The following is a 25763-nucleotide window of genomic DNA, read 5'->3' on the forward strand; positions in this document are numbered from 1 at the left end:
CTTGTTCGGGTGTGGGGTAAAATCGGAACCAATAGGCTTTCTCCATGTCTTACATTCTAGCATATATCGTGTAAATGCGCTAGTATTTAACAGTAAAGCCGTCGTAGAACGACGGGGTTTCAGACCCAAAATTTTCGATGATTCAATCGTAGCCGGGGGGATTGAATATCATCAATCCTTACCCCCCTCTGATACTAAATCCTGTTTAAAAGGTATAGGGGAGGAGCGGAGGGCCGGAGCGGCGAGAAACAATCCATAACCGGGTTTTTACAGTGGGATTGGAAGTTAATCATATTACTAAAAACGGATTTGGCATGAGAGTGCTTATTGACTAGAGGTAATACCGCGCTGACGTAATTGGTCGATAAAAAATTCTTCTAGGGAAGCACGAGCTAAATTAAGACTAATCAAGCGAGCATCGATACTAGGCAGGGCAGCCAGAAAAGCAGCGGGTTCTCCCTGTAATTGTCCGTGCCAACAATGATCGCGCCAATGCAAACCGAGGAGCCATTGCTGTAGTTGATCCTCCCTACCACCTTGAACAATCACCTGATAGACATCAGCACGACCGAGAATTTGCTCGAGGGAACCAACACAGAGTAATTCTCCCCGGGCCAACAGGGCAATGCGATCGCAAATTTGTTCCACATCGGAGAGAATATGAGAGTTAAAAAAGATAGTTTTCCCCCGTTGTTTGAGGGATTGAATAATTTCTCGCACCTGATAGCGACCGATAGGATCCAGTCCCGACATCGGTTCATCGAGAAAGACTAATTCTGGATCATTGATTAATGCTTGGGCTATACCAATCCGTTGCATCATCCCCTTAGAATATTGACGCAATTGCTTTTTCTGGGCAGTTTTGCGGTCTAATCCCACTAAATCCAATAATTCAGGAATGCGTTTTTTTTGCACAGAAGAGGGAATTTGAAAAATGCCGCCGATTAATTGTAGGAATTCCCAGCCGGTGAGATAGTCGTAGTAGTAGGCATTTTCGGGAAGATAGCCGATGCGTTGCCTGACCGAGCGATCGCCAATTGGCTGACCGAGAATCAAGGCCCGTCCAGAAGTGGGTCGGACAATCCCCAAAAGGGTTTTTAAGAGCGTGGTTTTGCCGGCCCCGTTCGGGCCTAATAATCCAAAAGTTTCGCCCTCATGGACAATTAAAGTACAGTTTTTCAAGGATTCGATTTTTTTATCTAACCAGAATCCCGTCCGATAAGTTTTTTGTAAGTTTAACGTCTCTAGCACAGTTTGACGGCTGGTATTCGTCATTGTTTTGGAATCATCTGAGACAGAATACATGAATCTGACATCCCTTTTCCGACACTTTGCTTTTATTATCCCCAAATTGTCAGCAGTAATGTCACGGCTATCAAAATAGCACGATTTTGGAACCCAGAAAAATCCCAACCAGTCTTGAGAAGGGGTATCGGTGCAGTTCCGGGCTATCACAAGCTTTCTTCTCTGGCATTGGTGAGAATCGGCCGCTAAAATTTGTTAGAAAGGTAACTTTGACACTTGAGCGACAACTGGTACAATGGTGCGAACGCTCACGGAAACCAGACTCTTACACAAACACAGCATGAAACAACTCCTCAATTGCCTTAATTCCCTGACAGTGGCCAGTGTCGCCACTATCGCTTTGGCCTACCCTAGCATCGCTCAAGTTAATCTGTCTGTTTATCCCTATCCTTCCTCGTCGAACGAATCCATAGAATTATACGTTCCCCCTCCAGAAAACAATAACATCGATAATACCTGTACTCAATTGATTGGGGCAAATATCGATAAAATTATCAGTCAAGCTCCCAATCAGTGGGGTATATTAATCGAATCTATCGATCGCCAAACAGTTATTTATAGTCATAACGCTGATCGCTATTTTATCCCTGCTTCTAATACAAAGTTATTTACCACGGCTGCCGCTTTACAAGTGATGAACCCGGAAACGACGATTCAGAAGAAATCCCTGCGCGATTGGGTTAATATCACTAATCAGAGAAGTAATAATTTCTACGCTGAAACTCTTTTTCGCTTTATCGGCGGTTCTAAAAATGTTACTGCCATCTTGGCACAATTGGGCATCAATCCCAGTGGTTTTCGTTTAGCCGATGGTTCGGGATTATCCCGCCGTAATACCGCTACTCCCCGCTCGATCGTGGAAATTTTGCGGGTGATGTATTATTCTCCTAATCGAGATACTTTCTATGCTTCCTTACCAGTGGCGGGAATTAGTGGCACCCTGAGAAACCGAATGCGTCAGACGGCCGCTACTGGCACAGTTTACGCTAAAACCGGCACTCTTACCGGTGTGCGGGCTTTATCGGGCTATCTAGAAAACCCCAACCAAGAACCGATGTTATTTAGCATTATCGTTAATAATCAACGGGTTTCTGGACAGGCCCTGGTGAAAGCGATCGATACTATTGTCCTACAGATGACCCAATCCCGTTCCTGTCAAGCTCAGTAGCTCTCTGGTAAAAATCCCCAATTCTCCTGATCAGCTGTCCGCGCATTTAAATTGCTTGTGGAGATGAGGCAAGAGTAAAGGTTAATAATAGCCATAATCTGCTTCGGTTTGGGTTTGGGTTTGGGGGGAGAGATATTCAAAATTAGAGGGATCTCGCAAGAAGCGAAATATTTCTTCTTCGAGACGATGAATTAGATAGGGTTCTATGGAATTAGAATCGCGTAAACAGGCTAAATAGCCTTCTACATATAGCCGGATCTCATCAAAACGCGAGCCACGGTGCCAAAGATCCACCATGTCATCGGTTAGTCTTTGATAGTAACGAATAGATTGGGTATCTTGGAGCATGGGCAGTAGAACAAAAAAGAGAGAGTGGGGGTAAGTGTTTATCGATAATCGTAGGGAGAATTGCTATTCTCAGTCTCCGATATCTCTATTGTACCCACCAAATCGGCAAAACACAGAGGAGGGAATTTTCAGTGATCAGTAAAGGGTGTGGGGTGTGGGGGAAGTAGGGTGTGGGGAGAACAAAGCTGCCGACCGCCGACCGCCTTCGTATAGGTTATTCGTGGTTTTTTTGTCTTTTTGCCCGTTCAATTTCTGCTTGTAGTTCTGCTATTTGTCGCCTCAATCTTTCGCTTTCGCTATCATGAGCATCAACATTAATTGAGCTTTTTACCCCTGTTTTGGCATAGTTTCCCCGGCGAATTTGACGATAGGATTCCGAGTTAAACCATTGCTGTAGATAATGCACTCTTTCTACGGAAAAAGGATGGGTTAAAAAGGAACCATTACCGCCATTATAAATGAGAAATTTATAAATCTGGTTTAAGTTATCTTGGTCTAATTGTCGGTAGGCTTCCCCTTGGCGAATAAATTCTTCTAAGTTGCATTCATGCAGATATTTTTGACTTCCTCCTGCACATTTCATTAAAGTTCTCAGGACTAAATTTAAATCATCGCTAACTAATAAAGCGGCTCTGTCTGCTGATAATTCTGCTTTTCTTCGCCATTCATAAAAGGCATAAACTAGACCGGTAGTAATGGCTTTTCCTAGTCCTAAGGTGATGCCCCCAAGGAAATTAGCCGCCCCCATCACCCAAAAAGACATTTGAATTAAAATACTATGATCGCATTTTAAATGACCTAATTCGTGGGCAAGAATTACCCGAGTTTCTTCTTCATCTAATAGGTCTAAAAGGGCAGTATTAAGGACAATGTAGGGATGTTCCGAACCCAAAGAATAGGCATTGGCTAAAGGGTTTTGACTGACATAAAGATTCGGTTCTGGGAACATATCTAAATCCCGCAGACATTGGCGATATATACCGTATAAAGTGGCGTATTGACGCGGTCCGACTTTTAGATCATTGCCCATTAATAAAATTTGCTGGGGACGTTCATAGAGATATTCGGAAAAACTTTTCGCTAATAAGTCAAACCCCGGAACTGATCTTAAGGCCTGTTCAGCTTGCTGATCTAGGGGATGTTTAAAAGCTTGACTGGAGATATCAGGATAAGTTGGCATATTTTTTCAAGGAAAAAGGGGAAAGGGAAAAATGATAATTCAGTCGTTAGTCAGAAATAAACGGGCATTAATTGCCAAGTTTTTTAGATTGTCTTGTCAACTTTTTCGAGGCAACCTATGGCATTATAGTCAGTAATTCCTTCTAGAAAAAGTTGGCGTTTATCAAATCAGTAATGCCTCTCAATAGGTTTTTAATTCTGCAAAATTGCGGATTCTAGAGTTTATTTGGTGGCGGTGACATAGAATAGACCTGTGGGAGAAATGAGCTTTTTTCTTGTTAACTATCCTTAGCAATAATTCCTAGATTCGATAACAAAGCTTGTAGGTTAGTTTGCACGGTAGCGGGTTGGTATCTCTTAATAGTTTCTAGGGAATTATCAGCGAGTTTTTGCCACAATTCCCTATGATCATAGAGTTCGATCACCGCTCGGGCAAATTCCTCGTCAGTATCGGCAATTAAAACATCTTGGTGGTCAATTAATCCCATACCTTCGGCACCAATTTTTGTGGTAATAGTCGGTAATCCTAGGGAAAGACTTTGACCTATTTTACCCTTCATTCCCGCACCAAATCGCAGGGGTGCGACAAAAACACGACTCTTTTGAAAATAGGGTTCTACTTCGGGAACATAACCCGTAACAATAACTTTATCACTGGCTAATTCTTTCACTTCATCCTTGAGGTTACTTCCCAATAAATTAACGGTAATATCGGGACGAGATGCCCAAACTAAGGGCATAATTTCTAAACATAACCACTTAACTGCATCAATATTAGGAGGGTGATTGTAGCTACCAATAAATACTAAACCGGCTCGCTGGTCAAAGGCAACTTTTTCTGACAGGGAAATTTCCTCGTGAATATTGGGGATTACCCAAACATTTTTCACTCCTAAAGAGGATAAAACCTGCTTTTCGTCTTCGGTTACTACCACGGTTGCTTCCGCTTGATTAGCATAGTTTAACTCTAATTTCTGATAGGTTTGCCAACTCCAGCTAGTATTTTGGTAACTGGGATCGAGATAGTCTTTTTGTCGTTTTAAACGTAGAAAATGCAGGTCAATTGTATCATAAATAATTGGTGCTTTTGTTTTTAAGCGAATTAAATCCATATACTTATCGCACAATTCGGGACGACACAACCAAACTCCATCTATCAGGGGTAAATATTTGATTAATTTTTCTTCTAGATTATATCTTTGTGGTGTGCCATAAATAACTTCAATTCCCATCTGTTGCAGTACAGAAGTATAGGGTTGTTCGGGATAGCCATTATCGGGAAAGAAAATCACTGAATAGCCTAAATTGAGCAGTAGCTTAAGAATATTTAATAAACGCACACAGCCGGATTCTCGATCGTATAGTGGAACGTAGGAATCGATGACTAAAATTGTCGGTTTTCCTTGTAAACGTCGGGCAGCTTTGGGTACATTATTAGCATCGTTATCTAGGTGTTTGGTTAATACCTTTGACCATTTTTCTCGAAACTTAGTTTGATTAATAACTTGATATTGTTTGATCCCACTGGAAAGGTCTGTTCCCGAGGTGATTCCTTCGTAGTGAATGACGTTAGATTGGGGTTGATAGAGAACTTGATAACCCAATTCTCGGAGGGCAAAACATAAGTCTGTATCTTCGTAATATGCGGGGATAAAGTCTTGACAAAAACCACCTAATTGCTTAAATAAATCTGTAGGAACTAATAAACTTGCTCCCGAACAATAGTCCACAGGACGCACATAATTATATTCCGGTTCCTCGGGACTATCTAAGCGTCCATAATTCCAACCATCGGCAGAATTCCAGATAATTCCCCCCGCTTCTTGTTGTTTACTATTAGCATAAATTAACTTAGAACCCACCGCACCAACTTGGGGATTATTGATAATTAATTTCACTAAACTTTCTAGACAGTTTTCCAGAATTCTAGTATCGTTATTGAGAAAATATAGGTATTGACCTTTTGCTTGACTAGCCCCATAATTACAGGAACGAATAAAACCAGAGTTTTCTGCATTAGTTAATATTTTGATTCCTGTAACTAAAGTGGCTAATTGTTCTAAGGTTTCATCGCTGGAAGCATCATTAACAATGATTACTTCATAAGCTAAATCAGAACTTAGGTTAACACTTAAGGATTCCAAGCAGTTAAAGGTGTAGGCAAATTGGTTATAAACAGGAATAATAATCGAGACTAAAGGATTGTCACTACTGGCAATTTCTAGGGGTCGGGGTTCGGCTAATTTAGCACTTTCAAGCACCTGTTCTTCAAATTCAGAGGAACTCTTTCCTGTGAGAATTTTAATAACTTTTCGTTTCGTCTTTTTGAGTGCTGGTTTCCATCCTTCCTCTTGGAGACTAAAGACGAATTTTTTGAGCAGTTTTTTAACTTTAAAAATAATCATTATTACCATAATTTTTCCTCTAGAGAAAACCAATCTTGTGCTAAATTTAAATCTCTTTCTGCTCTAACAATAGCTCCTTCCTTTAATTGTTGCTTGAGGTAGTTTCTCTGTTGTTCCATAATATATAATTTAATCGCTTCATTAATTAAATTATTATATTCTTTTTCAGGATAATCACTACTTGCCAACCATCGATCGAGAAGTTGCATGGTATCTTCAGGGAGAGTTATCTGAAGTTGTCTGGCCATTTTGTCTTTCCTAACTATATCTAGATAATAACAATTATAAACCCCCAGAGCAATTTTAGTTCCTATCGGGATAAATTCTCGGGGCTGCTGCGATTAATTTTTGGGTGTAGGGGTGTTGGGGATGGCTAAAAATTTGTTCAGTGTCACCCATTTCAACTATTTTACCCGCAGTCATCACCGCAATTCGATCGCAGAGGAATCTCGCTAACCAAAGATCATGAGTTATAAATAAATAAGTTAGATTAAATAACTTTTGTAACTCTAACATTAACTCTAAAACCTGTGTTTGGACACTAGCATCGAGCATACTAACCGGTTCATCACAAATAACTAATTCTGGACGAGTAATTAAAGCGCGAGCAATGGCTACCCTTTGCTGTTGTCCTCCCGATAACTCTCTAGGATAGCGTCGATAAAATTCCTCTACCGGTGTTAACCCGACTCGATCTAACATTTCTAAAACCTGTTTTTTAGCCGTTTCTAGATTAACTTTTTGATGGATAAAAAGCGGATCGGCAATACTTTCTCCCACCGTCATTAGAGGATTGAGACAAGCGAGGGGATCCTGAAAAATCATCTGCATTAAGCGCCGTTTTGGACGCATTTTTTCCCCCGACAAAGGGGTTAAATCTTCTCCTAAAAATTCCACTTTTCCCCCAGTGGGTTTAATTAACTGTAATAGGGTTCTCGATAGGGTACTTTTCCCACACCCCGATTCCCCAACTAAACCGAAAATTTCCCCTCGATACAGTTCAAAATTGACTTCATCTACCGCTTTAATAAATTTCTTTTCTTTCTTGAAAAAACTATCTAAAAAGTTACCTTCTAGGCTATAATACTGTTTTAAATTATCCACCTTTAACACCGTTTCCTTGCCTTGAATTGCCGTTGATTTTTCCTCCCGTAACTGTAGGTGTAAAGCGGCAGTCAAAAGAGAACGAGTGTAGGGGTGTTGAGGCGCTTTAAAAACTGTTTTTACCAATCCTGATTCGACAATTTTGCCCCCCTTCATCACCGCTAATTGATCGCAATATTCTCCCACCATCGCTAAATCATGGGAAATTAACAATAATCCCATCTGTTCCTCGCTACATAAACGCTTTAATTCCCGCAGAATTTCCGCCGAAACTGTCACATCTAAACTGGTGGTGGGTTCATCGGCAATAATTAACTTAGGGTTTAATAATAAAGCTAAAGCAATGGCCACTCTTTGCCGCATTCCCCCACTAAATTCGTGAGGATATTGGGACCAACGATTAGCAGGAATTTTGACTTTTTCTAGGACAGTACAAGCTTGACTTTTAGCTTGACGATAGGTTAAATCCGTCCGATGAGCTTGCAAAGTTTCCACACAATGATCGCCAATAGTCATCAGCGGATCCAGTCGCGTCATCGGATCTTGAAAGACTAATCCCACCGCTTCCCCGCGAAACTTTTCTAACTGTTTGCTAGATAAAGATAAAAGCGATCGCCCTTCAAAGGTAATCTCACCTTCCACGTGAGTGCGATTGGGTAATAACCTTAAAATAGCCTTACCGATGGTCGATTTTCCACAACCAGATTCACCCACTAATCCCAAAGTTTCCCCTTTGCCTATACTAAAAGATACCCCATCGATCGCCCAAGAGGGAGAACTTAATTCTGTCGGGTAGGCAATTTTTAGGTCTTTAATTTCCAACATGACGCGATCGGTAACGATAAAAGTTATGACTTAGGGTCAAGTATGCCACACAAACGGCGATCGAGCATTTAATTAGGGTTTGCAGCAAAAAGTTTGTTGGTGGGGATAGGGTGTGGGGTGTGGGGTGTAGGGTGTAGGGTTTTACCGATTTTGAGGGGGTCAATTAGCTAATTTTCAGGGACTTTTTCCCTGAATTTTCCCCCGCTCACTCCCATATCCGCTACTTTTTGATTGACAAAAAGTCTAAAAGTGTTACCCAACAAGGTTTTCAGATTTATTCAGCCAACCCTAATCACTAATCGACAACTTCCCCTAACAAAACCCGACAATACCCCTTTAAAGTCGCCACTCGATCGCTAATTATCTGTAAACGTTTCTCCCGTCCTTGTCGCGCCGAGGCCAAAAATAACCAGTCCGTCTCCAGCAATCGCCAGGATCGATATAGTTCCGTCTGGACCGCGCGCCAACGATTAGCCACCTCTGGGCTTAAATTGTCATCATTTAGTGACAATATCTCCCCTTCTAGACAGGTTTGTAAAGCTTGAAAAGATTGTAACCCCGTGGAAGCCTCCCCATCCAGAAGGGCAAGACTGAAATCCTCCAGTTTTCTTAACAAAGATTTGTAGGCTTGATGGTAATTTGTCGGTAGCATCCAATACAAAGCGCGTTAGAATTTGTTACATAAGATTAACGATTTGCCATCACGGTTGCAAGTCCTCCTCCCGAGCAGAGACAAAAACTTAAAAGAATCCCGCCCTTTTCGCCGATCGATCCGATTCCAGTGTTAGAGAGTTAAGCAATCTGGCATCCCTTCGGCCTAATAATTTTCTAGTTATCCGTCTCCCCCCCCTCTCGTCCCTATTATCCCCCCGATCTAACCATGAACGCCATCACTGCCATCCAACCAGAAACCCTCACCGTCCTTCCCCGGGCCACGGAACCGAAAAAAGCGTTAGTTTTACCCGATTGGCTGAAAGAATGCCTAATTACCTACGAAAACGACCCCCAGAATCCCGATATCGATTTAATCTGCAAGGCTTTTAATTTCGCCCACAAACTCCACGAGGGCCAGTATCGCAAATCCGGGGAACCCTATATCGCCCATCCTATAGCCGTAGCGGGATTACTGCGGGATCTGGGGGGTGATGGGGCAATGATCGCAGCCGGATTCCTTCACGATGTGGTGGAAGATACGGAAGTCACCCCCGAAGAAATCGAGGCTAGATTCGGTGTTGAGGTGCGTAATTTGGTGGAAGCGGTGACAAAACTCTCCAAATTCAACTTTTCTAGCAAAACTGAACGGCAAGCGGAGAATTTTCGCCGAATGTTCCTGGCGATGGCTCAAGATATCCGCGTCATCGTGGTCAAATTAGCCGATCGCCTGCACAATATGCAAACCCTCGAACACCTTACCCCGCAACAGCAGCAACGCATCGCCCTCGAAACTAGAGAAATCTTTGCTCCTCTGGCTAACCGTTTAGGGATTGGGCGATTTAAATGGGAATTAGAGGATTTATGCTTTAAATACCTCGAACCCGATGCTTATCGCACTGTGCAGTTATTGGTATCGGAAAAACGTATCGATCGAGAGGCCCGCATCGAAACCGTCACTAACACATTGCGGGAAAAATTGCAAGAAATTGGCATAAAAGTTCTTGATTTACAGGGTCGCCCCAAACATCTCTACGGCATCTATCATAAAATGCACAATCAAGGCAAAGAATTCGAGCAGATTTATGATATAGCCGCCGTCCGCATTATCGTCGAAACCAAAGAGGAATGTTATCGTTGTTTAGCCATAGTTCACGACCAATTTACTCCGATTCCTAACCGTTTTAAAGACTATATCGGTTTACCAAAAGCTAACCGTTATCAATCCCTCCATACCACCGTTGTTGGTTTAAATGCCCGTCCCCTAGAAGTGCAGATTCGTACCCTAGAAATGCACCATGTTGCTGAATACGGGATTGCAGCCCATTGGAAGTATAAAGAAACTGGTTCTAGTCAAACAACTTTAACCGCTGCGGATGAAAAATTCTCTTGGCTGCGTAATCTTCTTGACTGGCAAAAAGACCTGAAAGATGGCCAAGAATACATGGATGGTCTGAAAAATAATTTCTTTGAAGAAGATATCTATGTTTTCACCCCCAAAGGTGATGTGGTGGCCCTCGCCCAAGGTGCGACACCGGTAGATTTTGCCTATCATATTCATAGCGAAGTAGGTAATCAGATGAAAGGGGCAAGAATTAATGGTAAATGGTCAGTTCTTGATGCTCCCTTGCAAAATGGTGATCTGGTGGAAATTCTCACCAGCAAGCATAGTCACCCTAGTTTAGATTGGTTAAATTTTGTCGTTACTCCTAGCGCCAGAAATCGCATCCGGCAATGGTACAAAAAATCGCGACGAGAAGAAAATATTAGCCGAGGTCGTGATTTATTAGAGAAAGAATTGGGTAAAACTGGCTTCGATGCCCTGCTGAAATCAGAACGAATGCAATCGGTGGCTAAACAGTGCAATTATGTGGCAGTAGATGATTTATTGGCGGCCTTAGGTTACGGCGAAGTTACCCTAAAAAATGTGGTTAATCGTCTGCAAGAAGCAGTTAAAAATCAACAGGAAATTTTAACGGTCAAAAATCCGCCCGATGTCCTGACTGATTCCCAATTGATTCTACCACCTTCTCCCGTTCAAAGGGCTTTACCTGCTAGTAAATCACCGATCGCCGGTGTGGAGGGATTAGTCTATCGTTTGGCCGGTTGTTGTTGTCCTTTACCCGGAGAAAATATTACCGGTATAGTTGCCCATGCGGGGGAAGGCATTGTTATTCACCGTCAGGGCTGCTCGAATGTGGAAAAAGCCGAAGCTGAACGCTTAATTCCTGTTAGTTGGAACCCTATAGATGACCAGGGACGTTATCAAACTTATCCGGTAAATATTCAGATTGAAGTGATCGATCGCGTCGGGGTTTTAAAAGATATTCTCTCTCGTTTAAGTGACCAAAATATTAACGTTCGCAATGCCGGAGTTAAGACTAATTTCGGTAAACCCGCTTTAATTTCCCTGAAAATTGAAGTAAAAGACCTGCAACAATTTGAACGCTGTGTTAGTCAAATTAAGCTGATGATCGATGTTTTAAACGTTCGTCGCATCAGTCAGGTAAAAAGCGATCGAGAGTAGGTTAAACCTAAAATTGCTGATCATATTCCCCAAACTCCAGAGCGCCTTAGCTTTGGAAGTGGGATGCTGACACTGACTAAAACCACGATGGCAATATCTGCACTTTTTGTCACCGAACAACGTAGGATCGATAATTAATCTGAGCGCAAAAATCCCTATGTTATTATCCCTACTGTCAGTTATCAGTTTTCTGATTAGTTTTCTGGTGGTTGCCCTGATTAAACAACGTTTTAGCCAACAATTGTTAGATATTCCCAATGAGCGTAGCAGCCATAGTCAACCCACACCTAGGGGGGGTGGACTCGGTTTTGTTGTCGCTTTTGCTCTGACCAGCGGCCTCAGTTATTTTCTCCTTCCTCCTTCCCTACCTCTCATTCCCCTGTGGTTGTCCCTGACTCCTTTAATTATTATCGGCCTTCTCGATGATCGTCGCAGTATTCCCTCTAGTATTCGCTATTTAGTGCAGTTATCCTCCGCTAGTGTTGCGGTCACTTTTTTCGGTGCTTTTCCCCAATCGTGGCTATCAGATTTGGGTTTTGGCGGCAAAGTTTTGGCTATTATTCTCACAATTATCGGCCTGACCGCGATCATTAATTTTTATAATTTTATGGATGGTCTCGATGGCTTGGTGGCTGGCTGTACGGCGGTACAATTAGGATTTCTCTCTCTCTATTTTCAGCAACCAATTTTATGGCTTTTAGTGGCAGCTTTAGGCGGTTTTCTCCTCTGGAATTGGTCGCCAGCAAAAATTTTTATGGGTGATGTGGGTAGCACCAGTTTAGGGGCAATTGTCGCTATGGTTTTACTTAACAACCAGGGCAATCAAAGTCAAGCTTGGTCAGCTTTAACTATCACTTTACCTCTGATTGGTGATGCTATTTATACCCTTATTTGTCGATTAATAAGAAAGGAAAATATCTTCCAAGCTCACCGCAGTCACCTTTATCAAAGATTACACAAATCTGGCTTGTCTCATCCACAAGTAGCAATTATTTATATCGGGGTAACTCTCCTGATTGCTATTAGTATTAACTACTTAAGAATCCTAGGAGCATGGCTGAGTTTACCTCTGATTCTAGGATTAATTGTTCTCGGAGAAATTTATCTGAACAGGAAAGTTAGCGAGCATAATTTATCAGTGACAAGAAAAGAATAATTTTTTTTTGCTATGGACTGAGGGGTTAGTCAAACCTAGAAAATGTTATGCTAAATCCTATTTAAAAATTATAGGGATCGGGGGGTAAGGAGCAGAAGTAATTACTCAAATAGTTATTGGCGAAAGTCGTTTCTTTCACTCAAAAACTGATGGTTTTAATCTCTGGCAAAAACAGAGCTATTTACCTATTATCCCTACTAACCAAGAGAAAAGAAAAAATTAATATTTATCGGATCAGGTTAGCTGATATGATTAGGGAGATGACTATCATTTCAAGGTCAATGAGCGCAAGAACGTTATTCGATAAAGTCTGGGACGCACACACGGTTAAGATTCTTCCCAGTGGACAGACACAATTATTTATCGGACTGCATCTAGTGCATGAAGTCACCAGTCCGCAAGCTTTTTCGATGCTAAAAGAAAGGGGTTTAAAAGTATTATTTCCAGGACGGACTATTGCCACCGTCGATCACATCGTCCCCACCGAAAATCAGGCGCGTCCTTTCCTTGACGATTTGGCCGAGGAAATGATCCGGGCGATCGAAACTAATGTTCAAACCAATGATATTCCTTTCTACGGCATCGGTTCCGGCAATCAGGGCATAGTTCATGTGATCGCTCCCGAACAGGGTCTAACCCAACCGGGGATGACGATCGCCTGTGGTGACTCCCACACCTCCACCCACGGAGCTTTTGGGGCGATCGCTTTTGGGATCGGAACTTCCCAAGTGCGCGATGTTCTTGCTACCCAAACCCTGTCCCTATCGAAATTAAAAGTGCGTCGAGTGGAGGTAAACGGCGATTTAAACCCCGGTGTCTATGCTAAAGATGTAATTCTCCATATTATCCGTCAATTAGGCGTTAAAGGCGGTGTTGGTTACGCCTATGAGTACGCCGGCAGTACAATTGAACGGATGTCCATGGAAGAAAGAATGACGATTTGTAACATGGCGATCGAAGGTGGGGCCCGATGTGGTTATATCAACCCCGATCAGATCACCTACGATTACCTCAAAGGTCGTGATTTTGCGCCTAAAGACTGGGAAAGTGCGGTTAATTGGTGGGAAAGCATTAAAAGCGATGCCGATGCGGTTTATGACGATGTAGTGGTCTTCGATGCCGGTGAAATCGAACCCACAGTTACTTGGGGGATTACTCCGGGCCAAGGAATCGGGGTTAACGAAGTCATTCCCACTCCCGAAAGTTTACCGGCCAGTGAAAGAGCGATCGCAGAGGAAGCCTATCAATACATGAAACTCACCCCCGGCACCCCAATTAAAGGCACAAAAATCGATGTCTGCTTCGTCGGTAGCTGTACTAACGGCCGGATCAGTGATCTGCGCGAAGCGGCCAAATTTGCCCAAGGTCATCGTGTTGCCCCCAATGTGAAAGCTTTTATCGTCCCCGGTTCCGAAAGAGTCAAAAAACAGGCGGAAGCGGAAGGATTAGACCAAATTTTCCTAGCATCGGGCTTTGAATGGCGCGAGGCGGGCTGTTCCATGTGTTTAGCCATGAATCCCGATAAATTGCAGGGAGATCAGATCAGCGCCTCCTCCTCCAATCGTAACTTTAAAGGTCGTCAAGGTTCCGCTTCCGGGCGTACTTTGTTGATGAGTCCGGCGATGGTGGTAGCGGCAGCGATTAAAGGGGAAGTCACCGATCCAAGGGAGTTGTTACAGCAGTGATCTCAATGGTGAGATAGGAGGCAGGAGGCAGGAGTCAGGAGATTATTTTTATTTATTCTCCCCACACCCCACTTCCCCACACCCCACACCCCACACCCCACACCCTTCTCCCTTCTATACAATAATTACTCGCAACCAGAAATACCTTGGTTTCCTATCATACTTTGTGCTTTTTGTCAAAAAAACTTTTTTTTTGCAATAAAACTACATAAAAAAAAGATCATCGTTGTGGGTGAAATTGACTGATTTAGCCGTTTTAATTAGGATCACCTTCTAGGTGTGGCAAGGGTTTCAACCATTGCTGCCCAAAAAAGCACAGAATAACCCACTATGAAATTCTATCAAATCGCTGTTACCATCATAACGTCGTTGTTAAATAAAAATCTTTCTCAATTAATTTTTAAGAATTTATAAATATTGCGGAATGTTAATTTAAATATTCTCAAGTTTTTGCAGTAAATCAATAATTTTTACTTATCTTTGTCGGAAAATAGAACTCCTGCAAAAATCCCACATCTACCATGGGGTTAGGAGTCAGTTATCAGTTATCAGTTCACTGAGAAAACACCCCACACCCCACACCCCACTTCTCACTCTATTTTAATTTGACTGCCATAATTGCCAAGCTTTAACGAGATTTCCCCCCATCAAGGCAGCCACTGCATTTAAAGTCTTAATTTCCTCACTATCGGGATTTAATTGTCTAGCTTGATCTAAGACTTTTTGGGCTGCTTGCGGTTGCCAATCGTAGAGATAAATAAAACCTTGATAAGCATAATGATAGGGATTATAGGGGTCAATTTTAATCATTTCCTCGGTGGCTTTTATTGCCCCTGCCACATCCTGTTGTAGTACCTTAGAAATTGCTAATCCGTAGGCTAAAGATAATTTATCGGGGGGATTTTGTTGCTGTAAACGATAGGAAAAAGCCTTGTCTGATTGCAGCACATAATCCTGAATAGAATCGTATTGATTGATACGATTAGTTAACTCAAAAATTGGTTCGATACCCGTTAATCCTTGACCAATATTAGCAGACTTTAAGCGCAATTGGGTCACTAAATCTAATTCGGGCGTTGCTAACTTGGAGACTTGAGGATCGATGGTAATTTGAGCATTAGTTTTAATCGGATAGGTTTCCCCGGTTTCCCGATTGAGATAGACAGCAGATAAGCGATAAACTCCGGGGGTTGCTGCCGACTGCATGGCGGTTTTTTCAGTAACTTCAAAACCCTTTTGTTGCTCTTCTGGACTTAATTTTTCTGCCATTAATTCCCCCATAGCAATACCGTGATCGTGCATCCAATAATCCTTACCGTCCACTTCTTGCCAGGTTAAAATCACTATCCCTGACTTTAATTGTTGCCAGTCTCCTGCCCATTTGTAAACCACGGGAATGGGTTGATTAGGAGAAGCTTTTTCGGCAATGGCAATCTCTCTTAATTCCACCTGTTTTGGCGCAGTTTCAAGGGGTTTAACCGTGACGGAGGGGTCTATTTTACGGTGTAGAGAAAGGGTACTATCATCCGGTAGCTGCCAAGTTTTCTCCACTTGGAAATCTTGCCCGGTGGCGACTCGATTAACAATTTTTTTCTGGACATCGGGGACAGAACCCTGTTCACCAGTTTTAGTTAAAAACCAATCTAAAGAATTGACATCCTTTTCGATATCTTCTTCCCGAACTCCCACCTGTCTGCCGGCAACCTGTGAATTATTTTTACCACCGTAGAAAGAGAAAGTATGTTGATTTAATTCGGGGGTGGAAGGTAAAACCCCTAGGGTACTGCGAAGATAGGGAGAATCGGCTAGAATCTCTTTAACTACTTCTTCCTGTTGCCAGCCGGTTTTTAAATAGGGATGGTGTTGTAATTCGGGACTGAAAACGTTAGTAATTATATCTCCCCCCAAGGGGAATAAATTTAAGCTGGTGAGGATAGCGGCAATAGTTATCGTTCCCCAACGGATACTGGGGGCAAAACGACCGCGCCAAGATAATAAACCAACGGATAAAATTAAGGATAAAGTCGGTAAAAGCGGCAAGATATAACGAGCATCTTTATTGATATTGAGGGATGATAATAGGTATCCCCCCAGCAGAAAAACTCCTAACCAAATCCACACAGGACGATTAACCTTATCTTCGGTTTTTCTATGACGTAAGGAGATTAATAATCCCACCAGGGGAACTAATAACAACACCCAAGAAAGAAAATAGGGTAAAACTTGGGCGTAAAATGTCCATGCGTCTGGACTGGTAAGAGGCGGATCTCCCTCCAAAATCGCCGAATCTACCGTGGCACGTTTGCCCGCAGTTAACATTAATAACCAATTCGTCCGATACCAGGGAAAGATTAACAATGCTGCCGTCAAAAAACTGAGCATTAATTGCGCTAGATTGCCCCAACGTTTTCGCTGGAGATTTTCGCCCAATACCCACAAAATCGGTAAAAAGAGGAAAAATAGGGCGGTTTGTTTGACTAACATCCCTAAACCGAAAGAAATCCCGAAAGCGATCGCTTTTAGCCAGCCTTGACCACTAAATCGCCACCATGTCAAGCAGAAGTAAGAAAACGTTACAATTGCCGCTAAGGGAAAATCTAAGAGATATTCGAGGCGATAATAGTATAAACCCGGTAGAAATTGACAGATTAAGACCGCCCATAAAGCTACAGTCCCATTAAAGAGGATAATTCCCAATCCGTACACAGAAAAGAGCAGTAGGGCGCTATAGATAGCCATTACCCACATACCCGCGTCAAGACTAATACCAAAGAGATTAAAGAAGGGAATCGTTAAAAGATAGGTTAAAGGGGGAATTTTCGGGGACATTAGCCATAAACTGCGCCACCAATCCCCGTCAAACCAGCGCGGATTTTGGAAAGCTTGGGTATAGATAATCCCACCGTTGAGATAATCAGCCTGATCCCAAGCAGGAATGGTATGATCGAGACTAAACCAGAATCTATCGACTAATATCCCCAATATCCAAATAATAGTGACAATAATTAATCCCTGTCTCCCATCTAGCGATCGCTTCAAAATCACTTCTCCCTAGTGCAACTGATACATTTATGCGGTACAACAGGGTATATCACTGTATTGTGCCACAATAGCATTACCATTTTTGACAACGGTAAAGGTCGTATCCGACAAAGCTTTGAGCATAATCCCCAAAGCACCATTAAAGTCACGATTTAAAGTGTGTCCACATTCAGGGCATTTAAAAACTTTTGAGCCACCTAGTTTTTGGTGAACATGACCACACTTCGTACAAGTTTTGCTGGTGAATTCTTCTGTCACGTCAACAACCTGACAGCCACTCAACTCAGCTTTGTTTTTTAATACTTGTTTAAATCGATAATGTGACCAAGTTAACATCTGACGGGCGGTTTTTGTTCTTATTTTCCGTTTATTCTTTTTGGTCATTTCTGACGTTTCAAAAGTTGGCAATAAGATCATCCCGTAGTTTTTAGTTAGATAATGTGCTGTTTGCTTGTGGCATTCATCGACTAGATTTCTAAGACGAGTTCGTAATCTACTAGCGGCTTTTCTCATTTGGCTCTTTTGATGCCCTTTTGATTGGCTTATTCGACTCATTAAATCATCTAAATAAGAACAGAGTCGATTAATTTTTCCCATGTCTTTTGCCCCAATCTCAATAAACTTTTGCCCATCAAACCCCGTTAAAAATGTTCTAACACCAGGATCTAAACTAATTAGATTATTGTGAGAATTTTCAACTTCTTGTTCAACTTCGTTCAAAAAAACGGCAAACCATTCACCCGATTTACTTTTGATTAACTGGGTTGCGTAAGCATTTTTCAATGGTATAGGTTCTGACGATTCAAACTCTAATCCTTTTGTTACGCTTGGATACCATTTTCCCTGAGCAAAATTACTATGATTAAACTTCATAGTTTGTCGAGAAGCATGACAACTTCTAAACTGACAATCTTTGCTGGCATTGTAAGCTTGATGAGCGTCAAAGATAGCATTCTGTCTTATATGACATGGTGTTTCTTTAACCCATTCAGGTAGGCTTGACTGCATGATAATGTTTCTTAATTTTATCTTACCTATCTGCCCATTTTCTTTCTGATAAGCAATAGCTTGATTGAAACAATATCGACAAGCAGCTATCCATTTATTCCATATTTTTTTGAGTTCTGGTCTCGGGTAAATCTTGATCTTTCTCGATCTGAGTTTTATACTTTCTGAGTCCGGACAATCGGCTTGAGAAACAGTGGAGGACAGCAAGGATGTCTTCAACCATTTCTGCTTCTGGAGAAAGGTTTGTCTCGTTGAGAACCACGATTTTACAGTCAAATTGCTCACAGAACCAGTTAAGCCAATCGAACCCGAATCTTGCCAATCTGTCTTTGTGAGCGACAACAATTGTTCCGATATTTCCTGACATGACTCGTTCCAATAGGGCCAGAAGTTTTTTTCTTTTGAAGTTGAGTCCCCCTCCAATTTCGCTGACAATTTCTGCGCTGGGATATCTTTCCTTGATTGCCTTGATTTGCCTGGCGAGGTCTTCTTGCTGCCCCCGGCTGCTGACACGGGCATAAACAACTGTATCTCTAGCTGGTGAGATAAATTTTCTTTGGTAGGACTCAATATCGTATCGTCTTTGTCCTGACGGCGTTTTGATGGCTTGAATTTGGCCTTCTTGTTCCCATTTGGACAAAGTTCTGATATGAACTCCAAGGATAGCTGCTGCTTCTCTTGGTTTGACATACTTGGGTATTGTTGCTTCCTCAAATCGATTGCCCTATCATATCAGATCATTCCTTGTTCTACCACAAATCAAGGACTAAAGGAATGCTCTCAATTATTCTGCCACGCTCTCAAGCGACCCTGAAAAAATCGCCAGCGAGAAACACCAGATCGATCGGGTAAAATAAAGATTTAGTGAAAAATTGTAACAGGAACTTGACAAATGCGAGTAGTGATCGTTGGTGCAGGATTAGCGGGAATGGCAACAGCTATCGATCTGGTCGATGCGGGCTGTACAGTAGAAATCTTAGAATCTCGTCCCTTTGTCGGGGGAAAAGTCGGTAGTTGGGTAGATGCGGACGGTAATCACATCGAGATGGGCTTGCACGTCTTTTTTGGTTGTTACTATAATCTTTTTGAGTTAATGAAAAAAGTGGGCGCTTTTCAATCCCTACTGCTCAAAGAACACACCCACACTTTTATCAACGAAGGGGGAAAAATCGGCGAATTAGACTTCCGTTTCGCCGCAGGTGCGCCTTTTAACGGTTTAAAAGCCTTTTTTACCTCCTCCCAACTCTCAGCAGCCGATAAAATCTTTAATTCTCTGGCATTAGGTACAAGTCCCATCGTCCGCGGTCTGATAGACTTTCAAGGAGCGATGAAAACGATTCGGGATCTGGACTCGATTAGCTTTGCCGATTGGTTTCGTAGCCATGGCGGTAATGAAGGCAGTTTAAAAAAAATGTGGAATCCGATCGCCTATGCGTTAGGATTTATCGATACGGAAAATATCTCAGCCCGTTGTATGCTGACGATTTTCCAATTTTTTGCCGCTAAAACCGAAGCTTCCGTCCTGCGGATGTTGGAAGGTTCCCCCCACGAATACCTACATAAACCGATTATTAACTATCTGGAAGCCCGGGGCACCAAAATCTCTACCCGTCGTCAAGTGCGGGAAATTCTCTATTCTGGAGAGGGCGAAAATCTGCAAGTTAATGGCATGATCGTCGCTAACGGAGAAACCACAGAAACTATCACCGCAGATGCCTATGTTTGCGCTGGTGATGTCCCCGGTATTCAGCGTCTTATTCCCCAAGATTGGCGAAAAATGCCGATTTTTGACAATATTTTCCGACTAGAAGCCGTCCCCGTCGCCACGGTACAATTGCGTTTTGACGGTTGGGTGACGGAATTAAATGATGCCGAAAAACGGCGACAACTGCAAAAAGCGGTGGGAATTGACAATCTTTTGTACACCCACCAAGCGGATTTTTCCTGTTTTGCAGATCTTGCTCTCACCAGTCCTAGGGATTATTATCGCCCCGGAGAAGGTTCTTTATTACAGTTAGTTTTAACCCCCGGGGATCCTTTTATTAAAGCTAAAAATGAAGATATCGCCCAGCACGTTTTAGCGCAAGTCCATCAGTTATTTCCCTCCTCGCGGGAGTTAAATATGACTTGGTTTAGTGTGGTGAAATTAGCACAAAGTCTCTATCGGGAAGCACCGGGGATGGATGTCTATCGTCCCTCGCAAGCGACTCCTATTGCTAACTTTTTCCTTGCCGGTAGTTATACCCAACAGGATTACATTGATAGCATGGAAGGAGCCACTTTATCGGGTAAACAGGCAGCCAAAGCGATCTTACAACAGGCCGAGCGCTGGAAATCTTTAGCCACGGTTTGAGCAAACAGCCAGCAATCTCCTCTCTTGAGAAGGGATTGCCTCTCAGGGCAAGCTATACAAAAAAGACCGATCGAGCTAGACTCGTAAAAAGATAACTCCATCTAGAAAGCTTACCCTAGACTGGAAAGAACGTCGGAAAAATCTCGTCAGAAATAGGAGTCAATCGAGTTTATGCCAGAGCTTGCTGTACCATTAGAGCTTGATTTCACTAGCGAAACCTATAAATCAGCCTATAGTCGCATTAATGCCATCGTTATTGAAGGCGAATACGAGGCCAATAGCAATTATATTCAATTAGCAGACATCCTCGCCGATAACAAAGAAGAGTTACACCGTTTGGCAAAAATGGAAAACCGTCACATGAAAGGTTTTCAAGCTTGCGGCCAAAATTTGAAAATCACTCCTGATATGGATTATGCCAAAGAATTCTTTTCCTCTCTGCACAATAACTTCCAAATTGCCTACGCAGAAGGTAAAATCGTTACCTGTTTATTGATCCAATCTTTGATTATCGAAGCTTTTGCGATCGCTGCCTATAATATTTATATTCCTGTTGCTGATCCTTTTGCCCGTAAAATTACTGAAGGCGTAGTTAAAGACGAATATTTACATCTCAATTTTGGCGAAGAATGGCTAAAAGCGAACTTTGAAACCGCTAAAGAGGAATTAGAAGCCGCAAATCGCGCTAATCTGCCCATTGTCTGGAGAATGCTCAATCAAGTCGAGGATGATGCTCGCGTCCTCGGTATGGAAAAAGAGGCCCTCGTGGAAGACTTTATGATTAGCTACGGGGAAGCTTTAAGCAATATTGGTTTCAGCACCCGTGATATTATGCGAATGTCTGCCTACGGATTAACTGCCGTCTAAAGCTTGAGCGTCTAGATTTCTTTTTTTCGCCCTGCTGCCGCTCAACACAGAGCGGCGCTTTTGTGTAATATATTTAAGAGTCTTAACGATTTCTTAGCAATATCCTAATTTTTATCTAGTGCCATCTAGTCTAACGAAAGAACAATCAATGTTTGGTCTTATAGGTCATCTTACCAGTTTAGAACACGCCCAATCGGTCGCCGACGATCTAGGTTATCCTGAATATGCTAACCAGGGATTAGATTTTTGGTGTGCTGCCCCCCCGCAAATTGTCGATGATTTTCATGTCACCAGCATCACGGGGCAAACCATCAGAGGTAAATATATCGAATCCTGTTTTTTACCGGAGATGTTGTCGAATCGTTGGGTAAAGTCTGCTATTCGTAAGGTGCTAAATGCCATGGCACTCGCTCAAAAAAGTGATATCAACATCACCGCACTCGGTGGTTTTTCTTCAATTATTTTCGAGGAATTTAATCTCAAAGATAATCGACAGGTGCGGAATATCGAGCTAGATTTTGGCCGTTTTACCACCGGTAATACCCACACCGCTTACGTCATCTGCACTCAGGTGGAAACCCTCGCTGAAAAAATGGGCATCGATTTAGCTCAATCTACCGTTGTGGTTTGCGGGGCAACCGGAGATATCGGCAGCGCCGTTTGTCGTTGGTTAAATGAAAAAACCGATACAAAAGAACTAATATGTGTGGCACGCAATCAAGAGCGTTTACAATCTCTGCAAGAGGAGTTAGGACGCGGTAAAATTCTTCCCCTAGAGGAGGCTTTACCCCTAGCTGATATCATTGTTTGGGTGGCTAGTCTGCCTAAAGGGGTGGAAATTGATCTAGATAAACTCAAGCGCCCCTGCATTATTATTGATGGTGGTTATCCGAAAAATTTAGGCATGGTATTAAATGCCCCCGATATTTCGGTGATTAAGGGCGGCATTGTCGAGCATTCCCTCGATATTGACTGGAAAATTATGAAAATCGTTAATATGGATATTCCCTCTCGTCAAATGTTTGCCTGTTTTGCTGAGGCGATTTTATTAGAGTTGGAGGGTTGGCAAACTAATTTTTCCTGGGGACGCAATCAAATTACCGTCCCTAAAATGGAACAAATCGGCGCAGCTTCCCGCAAACACGGTTTTCAACCTTTGTTATTTTAACTAATATCCCCAACCCCCCACCGACCACGGAATTAGAAGTTTCAGGCGACAAATAATTAGGAGTGAGCGCTTGACTTTGGCGGCGGCTTGGGTTATGATTGTCTTATAATGGGATGGTCGTGTTAAAATTTAAACACTTAGATTACCATTATGAATAAACTCTTTTAAAAATATTATCCCAAAATCTGCCGACAAAAGCAAGCAAAATTTTGCCATCAATTGTTAAGTTTTGTTAAGAAAAATAACAATAGTGGCAAGAGATAGGACTCCCTTCGCTGATCAGAGGGATTTTGGGGGAATTATAGAGATGTGGGCCTGATTTTTAGCTTTCTAGCAAAGACGACAAAACCACTAAACTCTATGAAAACTTGGTTAGAAGAACGCGGTATTTTACCCGCTTACGGTGGTGGGGTAATCATTGGCATTACCCTCTGTTTTTTCGGAGCTGCGACCAATACCATGGCGGGATGGTTGTATGCTATCTGTGGCACGACGAGCGCTGTTTTAATTTTATCGATAATTTTACCCCGTCGTTCCCTTCTTCCCCTGAAAGTGCGTCGTCTTGCCATTGTACCCGTGAGTGCGGGAGACGATCTTAGTATTAGCCTAGAGATAGAAAATACGAGCAATCAGCCGATAAATCTGTTAGAAGTGACAGATATCCTGCCTATAGTTCTCGATCAGCCAAAAATAAACCCAATAGAAGCGATTGCCTCCAAAAGTTGCCATCGTTGGACTTATTATTTACCCACCAGCAAACGGGGTGTTTATCAATGGCAAGAAGTACAATTAAGAACAGCAGCCCCTCTCGGTTTATTTTGGTGTCGTCGTTGTCATCAAGCAGCGGCTAAAGCTTTAGTTTATCCCCAAATTTTACCCTTACAACAATGTCCCCTGATCGATTCCCTCGGTCAAGAGATGGAACAAAAATTAGAAAATAATCGCTATTATCAAAGGGCTAGTCAAGGACTTACCCGTAACCTGAGACAATATCGCTACGGTGATTCTACCCGTTTAATTCACTGGAAAACTAGTGCCCGTTTGGGAGAATTTCAAATTCGGGAATTAGAAGTGTTAACGGGAGGACAGGAAGTGATTATCTGTCTCGATACCCTCTGTGATTGGCAAGAAGACAGTTTTGAACGGGCGATTATTGCCGCTGCTGCCCTCTATTTTTATGCCCATCGTCGGCAATTAAATGTGAAACTCTGGACGGGTGAAACGGGTTTAATTCAGGGGGAGAGGATCATTTTAGAAACTTTAGCCGGTATAGAGGCAAAAGCTAGTCAAAAAAATGCTAATCTGCCTAATCTACCTGTAATTTGGTTGACAAGTAACTTCAATTCCATCGAACAACTCACCCCCGGCAGCCGTTGGTTATTTTTCCTCGCTGCCGATTCTAGGGAGAGTCCTTCACTCTTAATCCGACAGTTTAGCGGATTGGCGATCGAACCGGAAACTTCTCTACAACAACAATTGCAAAAACCCCCTCGTTGAGGAAATTTCCGTTCACAGTCTAGATTGAGAGGAGATTCTCCGGAAAAAAATGCCCGTATCCCCGAAAAAGATGTTATGATAAAAAAGACTCGGACTCATGCGATCGCAACGCCTTAACCTTGTCAGGACCGGAAGGTAGCAGCAATACGGGATGCTTGTGACTGGCGTGATCTCCGGGTCTTTTTGTTGCCTGTGACGGTCGCTGTTGTGAACGCTTTCAAAACTTTTCGATCGCTTACTGCCGAGACTCGTCGTCAACTACTCTTCCTCTTCGTCACGGCGCTGTTTTTCTGGACAAGTATCACCACTCTTGTCCCCACTCTCCCCACCTATATTGACTCCCTAGGCGGTAGCAAACAAGATATCGGTTTTGTCATGGGGGCCTTTGCTATCGGTTTGATTTTATCGCGCAGTTGGTTAGGCAATCTAGTTGATCGCCGCAGTCGCAAATTAGTGGTTTTATTTGGAACTATTGTCGCCGCTACCGCACCCCTCGGTTATCTATTTTTTCGCGATCTTTCCTCTTTATTCGCCGTCCGCGCCTACCATGGTCTCAGTATCGCCGCTTTTACCACCGGTTACAGTACCCTAGTGGTGGATTTTTCCCCCGTTCGTCAACGGGGAGAGATAATTGGTTATATGAGCTTAACTGCACCCATAGGCATGGGAATCGGTCCAGCTTTAGGCAGTTATCTCTACGAATCGATCGGTTATAACGGTTTATTTCTAGTTTCCGCCGCTTCAGGAGCGATCGCCTTTCTCTTGGGTTTCTCCATTCAAGAACCGGACTTCAAGAAAAAATTAGCCCAAATGAAGGCAGAAAATCAGACAATTGAGCGCAGTTTTTGGGCATTATGTCAAGAGCGGGCTTTTTTAGTCCCTACCTTAGTTTTTCTATTGGTCGGTACTTTATTCGGCGGTTTAGTCGCTTTTTTACCCCTGTTTCTCCTCGAAAATCAGATCCCTTTCAGTGCCGGTCTATTCTACAGTTATGCGGCACTATCGGGCGTAATCGGACGGATTTTGTCGGGAGGAGCCAGTGATCGCTATGGACGGGGTTTATTCATCACTATTAGCGTTTTTTGCTATGGTTTATCCATGTTGGTTCTATCTTCTGCCCGATCTTCCTCCGCTTTAATTTTAGCCGCTATCCTCGAAGGTACGGGAGGGGGGATTTTATTCCCTATGTTACTGGCTTTAATCTCCGATCGCTCTGGGCCCCAAGAACGCGGCCGGGCCTATTCTATCTGTATCGGCGGTTTTGATGTGGGAACAGCCTTAGCCGGTCCAATTCTGGGGGTTTTAGCAATTTCCTACGAAACTATGTTTAGTTTATCGTCAGGATTAGCTGTTATCGCTCTCTTTCTCTTTTTTACTCTCTCTAACCCCACCATACGCCATTCTTTTCTCTTCGCTTTCGGTTTAGAAAAAGATCGTTATGCTCTGCGCGGACAATTACAATAAAGCTTACTGAA

General features: G+C 42.8%; 20 protein-coding genes and 1 other RNA gene. 10 read left to right on the forward strand and 11 right to left on the reverse strand.

Annotated elements, in window-relative coordinates; all coding sequences use genetic code 11:
• Window positions 1-46: helix-turn-helix domain-containing protein (locus IM322_RS23100; protein WP_353737480.1), on the reverse strand; the 46-nt coding region annotated here is incomplete at its 3' end.
• A gap of 278 nt (window positions 47-324) precedes the next feature.
• Window positions 325-1305 carry an ABC transporter ATP-binding protein gene (locus IM322_RS00705; protein ID WP_287674597.1) on the reverse strand — a complete coding sequence of 327 codons (981 nt, stop codon included), beginning with the start codon at window positions 1303-1305 and terminating at the stop codon, window positions 325-327.
• Window positions 1306-1585: 280 nt separating this feature from the next.
• Here IM322_RS00705 and dacB point away from each other — a divergent pair, with 280 nt between their 5' ends.
• Window positions 1586-2473, forward strand: a complete 888-nt coding sequence (dacB, locus tag IM322_RS00710; RefSeq protein WP_287674599.1) for a D-alanyl-D-alanine carboxypeptidase/D-alanyl-D-alanine endopeptidase — start codon at window positions 1586-1588, stop codon at window positions 2471-2473.
• Between the two features lie 81 nt (window positions 2474-2554).
• Here the strand turns inward: dacB and IM322_RS00715 are convergent, their stop codons facing one another.
• The 6 genes from IM322_RS00715 to patD form a co-directional block, all read right to left on the reverse strand.
• Window positions 2555-2821: a DUF6761 family protein gene (locus tag IM322_RS00715; protein ID WP_045356196.1), complete on the reverse strand. Its 267-nt coding sequence runs from the start codon at window positions 2819-2821 to the stop codon at window positions 2555-2557.
• Window positions 2822-3035: 214 nt separating this feature from the next.
• The gene (locus tag IM322_RS00720; RefSeq protein WP_287674600.1) at window positions 3036-4001 is read right to left on the reverse strand and encodes a M48 family metallopeptidase; all 966 of its coding nucleotides are present in this window, start codon (window positions 3999-4001) and stop codon (window positions 3036-3038) included.
• A gap of 277 nt (window positions 4002-4278) precedes the next feature.
• Window positions 4279-6414: a glycosyltransferase gene (locus IM322_RS00725; protein WP_287674602.1), complete on the reverse strand. Its 2136-nt coding sequence runs from the start codon at window positions 6412-6414 to the stop codon at window positions 4279-4281.
• Window positions 6408-6653 (reverse strand): hypothetical protein, encoded by a 246-nt coding sequence (locus IM322_RS00730; RefSeq protein WP_287674604.1) that lies wholly within the window; start codon window positions 6651-6653, stop codon window positions 6408-6410. Before IM322_RS00730 ends, IM322_RS00725 begins: the two co-directional genes overlap by 7 nt.
• Window positions 6654-6708: 55 nt before the next feature.
• Window positions 6709-8334: a dipeptide ABC transporter ATP-binding protein gene (locus tag IM322_RS00735; protein ID WP_287674606.1), complete on the reverse strand. Its 1626-nt coding sequence runs from the start codon at window positions 8332-8334 to the stop codon at window positions 6709-6711.
• Between the two features lie 295 nt (window positions 8335-8629).
• On the reverse strand, window positions 8630-8986 hold the full coding sequence (gene patD / locus IM322_RS00740; RefSeq protein WP_286824568.1) for a heterocyst frequency control protein PatD: 357 nt from the start codon (window positions 8984-8986) through the stop codon (window positions 8630-8632).
• A gap of 228 nt (window positions 8987-9214) precedes the next feature.
• On the opposite strand from patD, the gene IM322_RS00745 reads away from it, so the two are divergent.
• From IM322_RS00745 to leuC, 3 genes are all read left to right on the forward strand, one after another.
• Complete coding sequence (locus IM322_RS00745; protein WP_287674608.1) at window positions 9215-11512, forward strand: RelA/SpoT family protein; 2298 nt, start codon at window positions 9215-9217, stop codon at window positions 11510-11512.
• Between the two features lie 157 nt (window positions 11513-11669).
• Window positions 11670-12668 (forward strand): MraY family glycosyltransferase, encoded by a 999-nt coding sequence (locus IM322_RS00750; RefSeq protein ID WP_287674609.1) that lies wholly within the window; start codon window positions 11670-11672, stop codon window positions 12666-12668.
• Window positions 12669-12949: 281 nt separating this feature from the next.
• Complete coding sequence (leuC, locus tag IM322_RS00755; protein ID WP_287674610.1) at window positions 12950-14353, forward strand: 3-isopropylmalate dehydratase large subunit; 1404 nt, start codon at window positions 12950-12952, stop codon at window positions 14351-14353.
• A 600-nt stretch (window positions 14354-14953) separates the two neighbouring features.
• Here the strand turns inward: leuC and IM322_RS00760 are convergent.
• From IM322_RS00760 to IM322_RS00770, 3 genes are read right to left on the reverse strand one after another with little or no spacing between them, the layout of a single operon-like run.
• Complete coding sequence (locus IM322_RS00760; protein ID WP_287675868.1) at window positions 14954-17392, reverse strand: glycosyltransferase family 39 protein; 2439 nt, start codon at window positions 17390-17392, stop codon at window positions 14954-14956.
• 30 nt (window positions 17393-17422) lie between these two features.
• Window positions 17423-18610, reverse strand: a complete 1188-nt coding sequence (locus IM322_RS00765; protein ID WP_287675871.1) for an RNA-guided endonuclease InsQ/TnpB family protein — start codon at window positions 18608-18610, stop codon at window positions 17423-17425.
• Entirely contained in the window at window positions 18498-19103 is a 606-nt protein-coding gene (locus tag IM322_RS00770) for an IS607 family transposase (RefSeq protein ID WP_287675870.1), read from the reverse strand. Before IM322_RS00770 ends, IM322_RS00765 begins: the two co-directional genes overlap by 113 nt.
• A 192-nt stretch (window positions 19104-19295) precedes the next feature.
• Here IM322_RS00770 and zds point away from each other — a divergent pair, with 192 nt between their 5' ends.
• The 6 genes from zds (at window position 19296) to IM322_RS00800 (ending at window position 25752) form a co-directional block, all read left to right on the forward strand.
• Window positions 19296-20756, forward strand: a complete 1461-nt coding sequence (zds, locus tag IM322_RS00775) for a 9,9'-di-cis-zeta-carotene desaturase (RefSeq protein ID WP_287077805.1) — start codon at window positions 19296-19298, stop codon at window positions 20754-20756.
• Window positions 20757-20927: 171 nt separating this feature from the next.
• Window positions 20928-21623 carry an aldehyde oxygenase (deformylating) gene (locus IM322_RS00780; protein ID WP_286824574.1) on the forward strand — a complete coding sequence of 232 codons (696 nt, stop codon included), beginning with the start codon at window positions 20928-20930 and terminating at the stop codon, window positions 21621-21623.
• A 148-nt stretch (window positions 21624-21771) separates the two neighbouring features.
• On the forward strand, window positions 21772-22791 hold the full coding sequence (locus IM322_RS00785) for a long-chain acyl-[acyl-carrier-protein] reductase (protein ID WP_287675865.1): 1020 nt from the start codon (window positions 21772-21774) through the stop codon (window positions 22789-22791).
• 360 nt (window positions 22792-23151) lie between these two features.
• Window positions 23152-24288, forward strand: a complete 1137-nt coding sequence (locus IM322_RS00790; RefSeq protein WP_287675863.1) for a DUF58 domain-containing protein — start codon at window positions 23152-23154, stop codon at window positions 24286-24288.
• A gap of 86 nt (window positions 24289-24374) precedes the next feature.
• An RNA gene (ffs, locus tag IM322_RS00795) (signal recognition particle sRNA small type) lies at window positions 24375-24471 on the forward strand.
• A gap of 9 nt (window positions 24472-24480) precedes the next feature.
• Entirely contained in the window at window positions 24481-25752 is a 1272-nt protein-coding gene (locus IM322_RS00800) for an MFS transporter (protein WP_287675862.1), read from the forward strand.
• Window positions 25753-25763 lie beyond the last annotated feature (11 nt).

This window comes from Microcystis sp. M109S1 (assembly GCF_020247025.1).
Lineage (GTDB): Bacteria > Cyanobacteriota > Cyanobacteriia > Cyanobacteriales > Microcystaceae > Microcystis.

What these genes read in the sequence shown, in the direction of transcription:
- IM322_RS00705 (WP_287674597.1), bottom strand. Translation starts at nt 1,305, where the DNA reads ATGTATTCTGTCTCAGATGATTCCAAAACAATGACGAATACCAGCCGT.
- dacB (WP_287674599.1), top strand. Translation starts at nt 1,586, where the DNA reads ATGAAACAACTCCTCAATTGCCTTAATTCCCTGACAGTGGCCAGTGTC.
- IM322_RS00715 (WP_045356196.1), bottom strand. Translation starts at nt 2,821, where the DNA reads ATGCTCCAAGATACCCAATCTATTCGTTACTATCAAAGACTAACCGAT.
- IM322_RS00720 (WP_287674600.1), bottom strand. Translation starts at nt 4,001, where the DNA reads ATGCCAACTTATCCTGATATCTCCAGTCAAGCTTTTAAACATCCCCTA.
- IM322_RS00725 (WP_287674602.1), bottom strand. Translation starts at nt 6,414, where the DNA reads ATGGTAATAATGATTATTTTTAAAGTTAAAAAACTGCTCAAAAAATTC.
- IM322_RS00730 (WP_287674604.1), bottom strand. Translation starts at nt 6,653, where the DNA reads ATGGCCAGACAACTTCAGATAACTCTCCCTGAAGATACCATGCAACTT.
- IM322_RS00735 (WP_287674606.1), bottom strand. Translation starts at nt 8,334, where the DNA reads ATGTTGGAAATTAAAGACCTAAAAATTGCCTACCCGACAGAATTAAGT.
- patD (WP_286824568.1), bottom strand. Translation starts at nt 8,986, where the DNA reads ATGCTACCGACAAATTACCATCAAGCCTACAAATCTTTGTTAAGAAAA.
- IM322_RS00745 (WP_287674608.1), top strand. Translation starts at nt 9,215, where the DNA reads ATGAACGCCATCACTGCCATCCAACCAGAAACCCTCACCGTCCTTCCC.
- IM322_RS00750 (WP_287674609.1), top strand. Translation starts at nt 11,670, where the DNA reads ATGTTATTATCCCTACTGTCAGTTATCAGTTTTCTGATTAGTTTTCTG.
- leuC (WP_287674610.1), top strand. Translation starts at nt 12,950, where the DNA reads ATGAGCGCAAGAACGTTATTCGATAAAGTCTGGGACGCACACACGGTT.
- zds (WP_287077805.1), top strand. Translation starts at nt 19,296, where the DNA reads ATGCGAGTAGTGATCGTTGGTGCAGGATTAGCGGGAATGGCAACAGCT.
- IM322_RS00780 (WP_286824574.1), top strand. Translation starts at nt 20,928, where the DNA reads ATGCCAGAGCTTGCTGTACCATTAGAGCTTGATTTCACTAGCGAAACC.
- IM322_RS00785 (WP_287675865.1), top strand. Translation starts at nt 21,772, where the DNA reads ATGTTTGGTCTTATAGGTCATCTTACCAGTTTAGAACACGCCCAATCG.
- IM322_RS00790 (WP_287675863.1), top strand. Translation starts at nt 23,152, where the DNA reads ATGAAAACTTGGTTAGAAGAACGCGGTATTTTACCCGCTTACGGTGGT.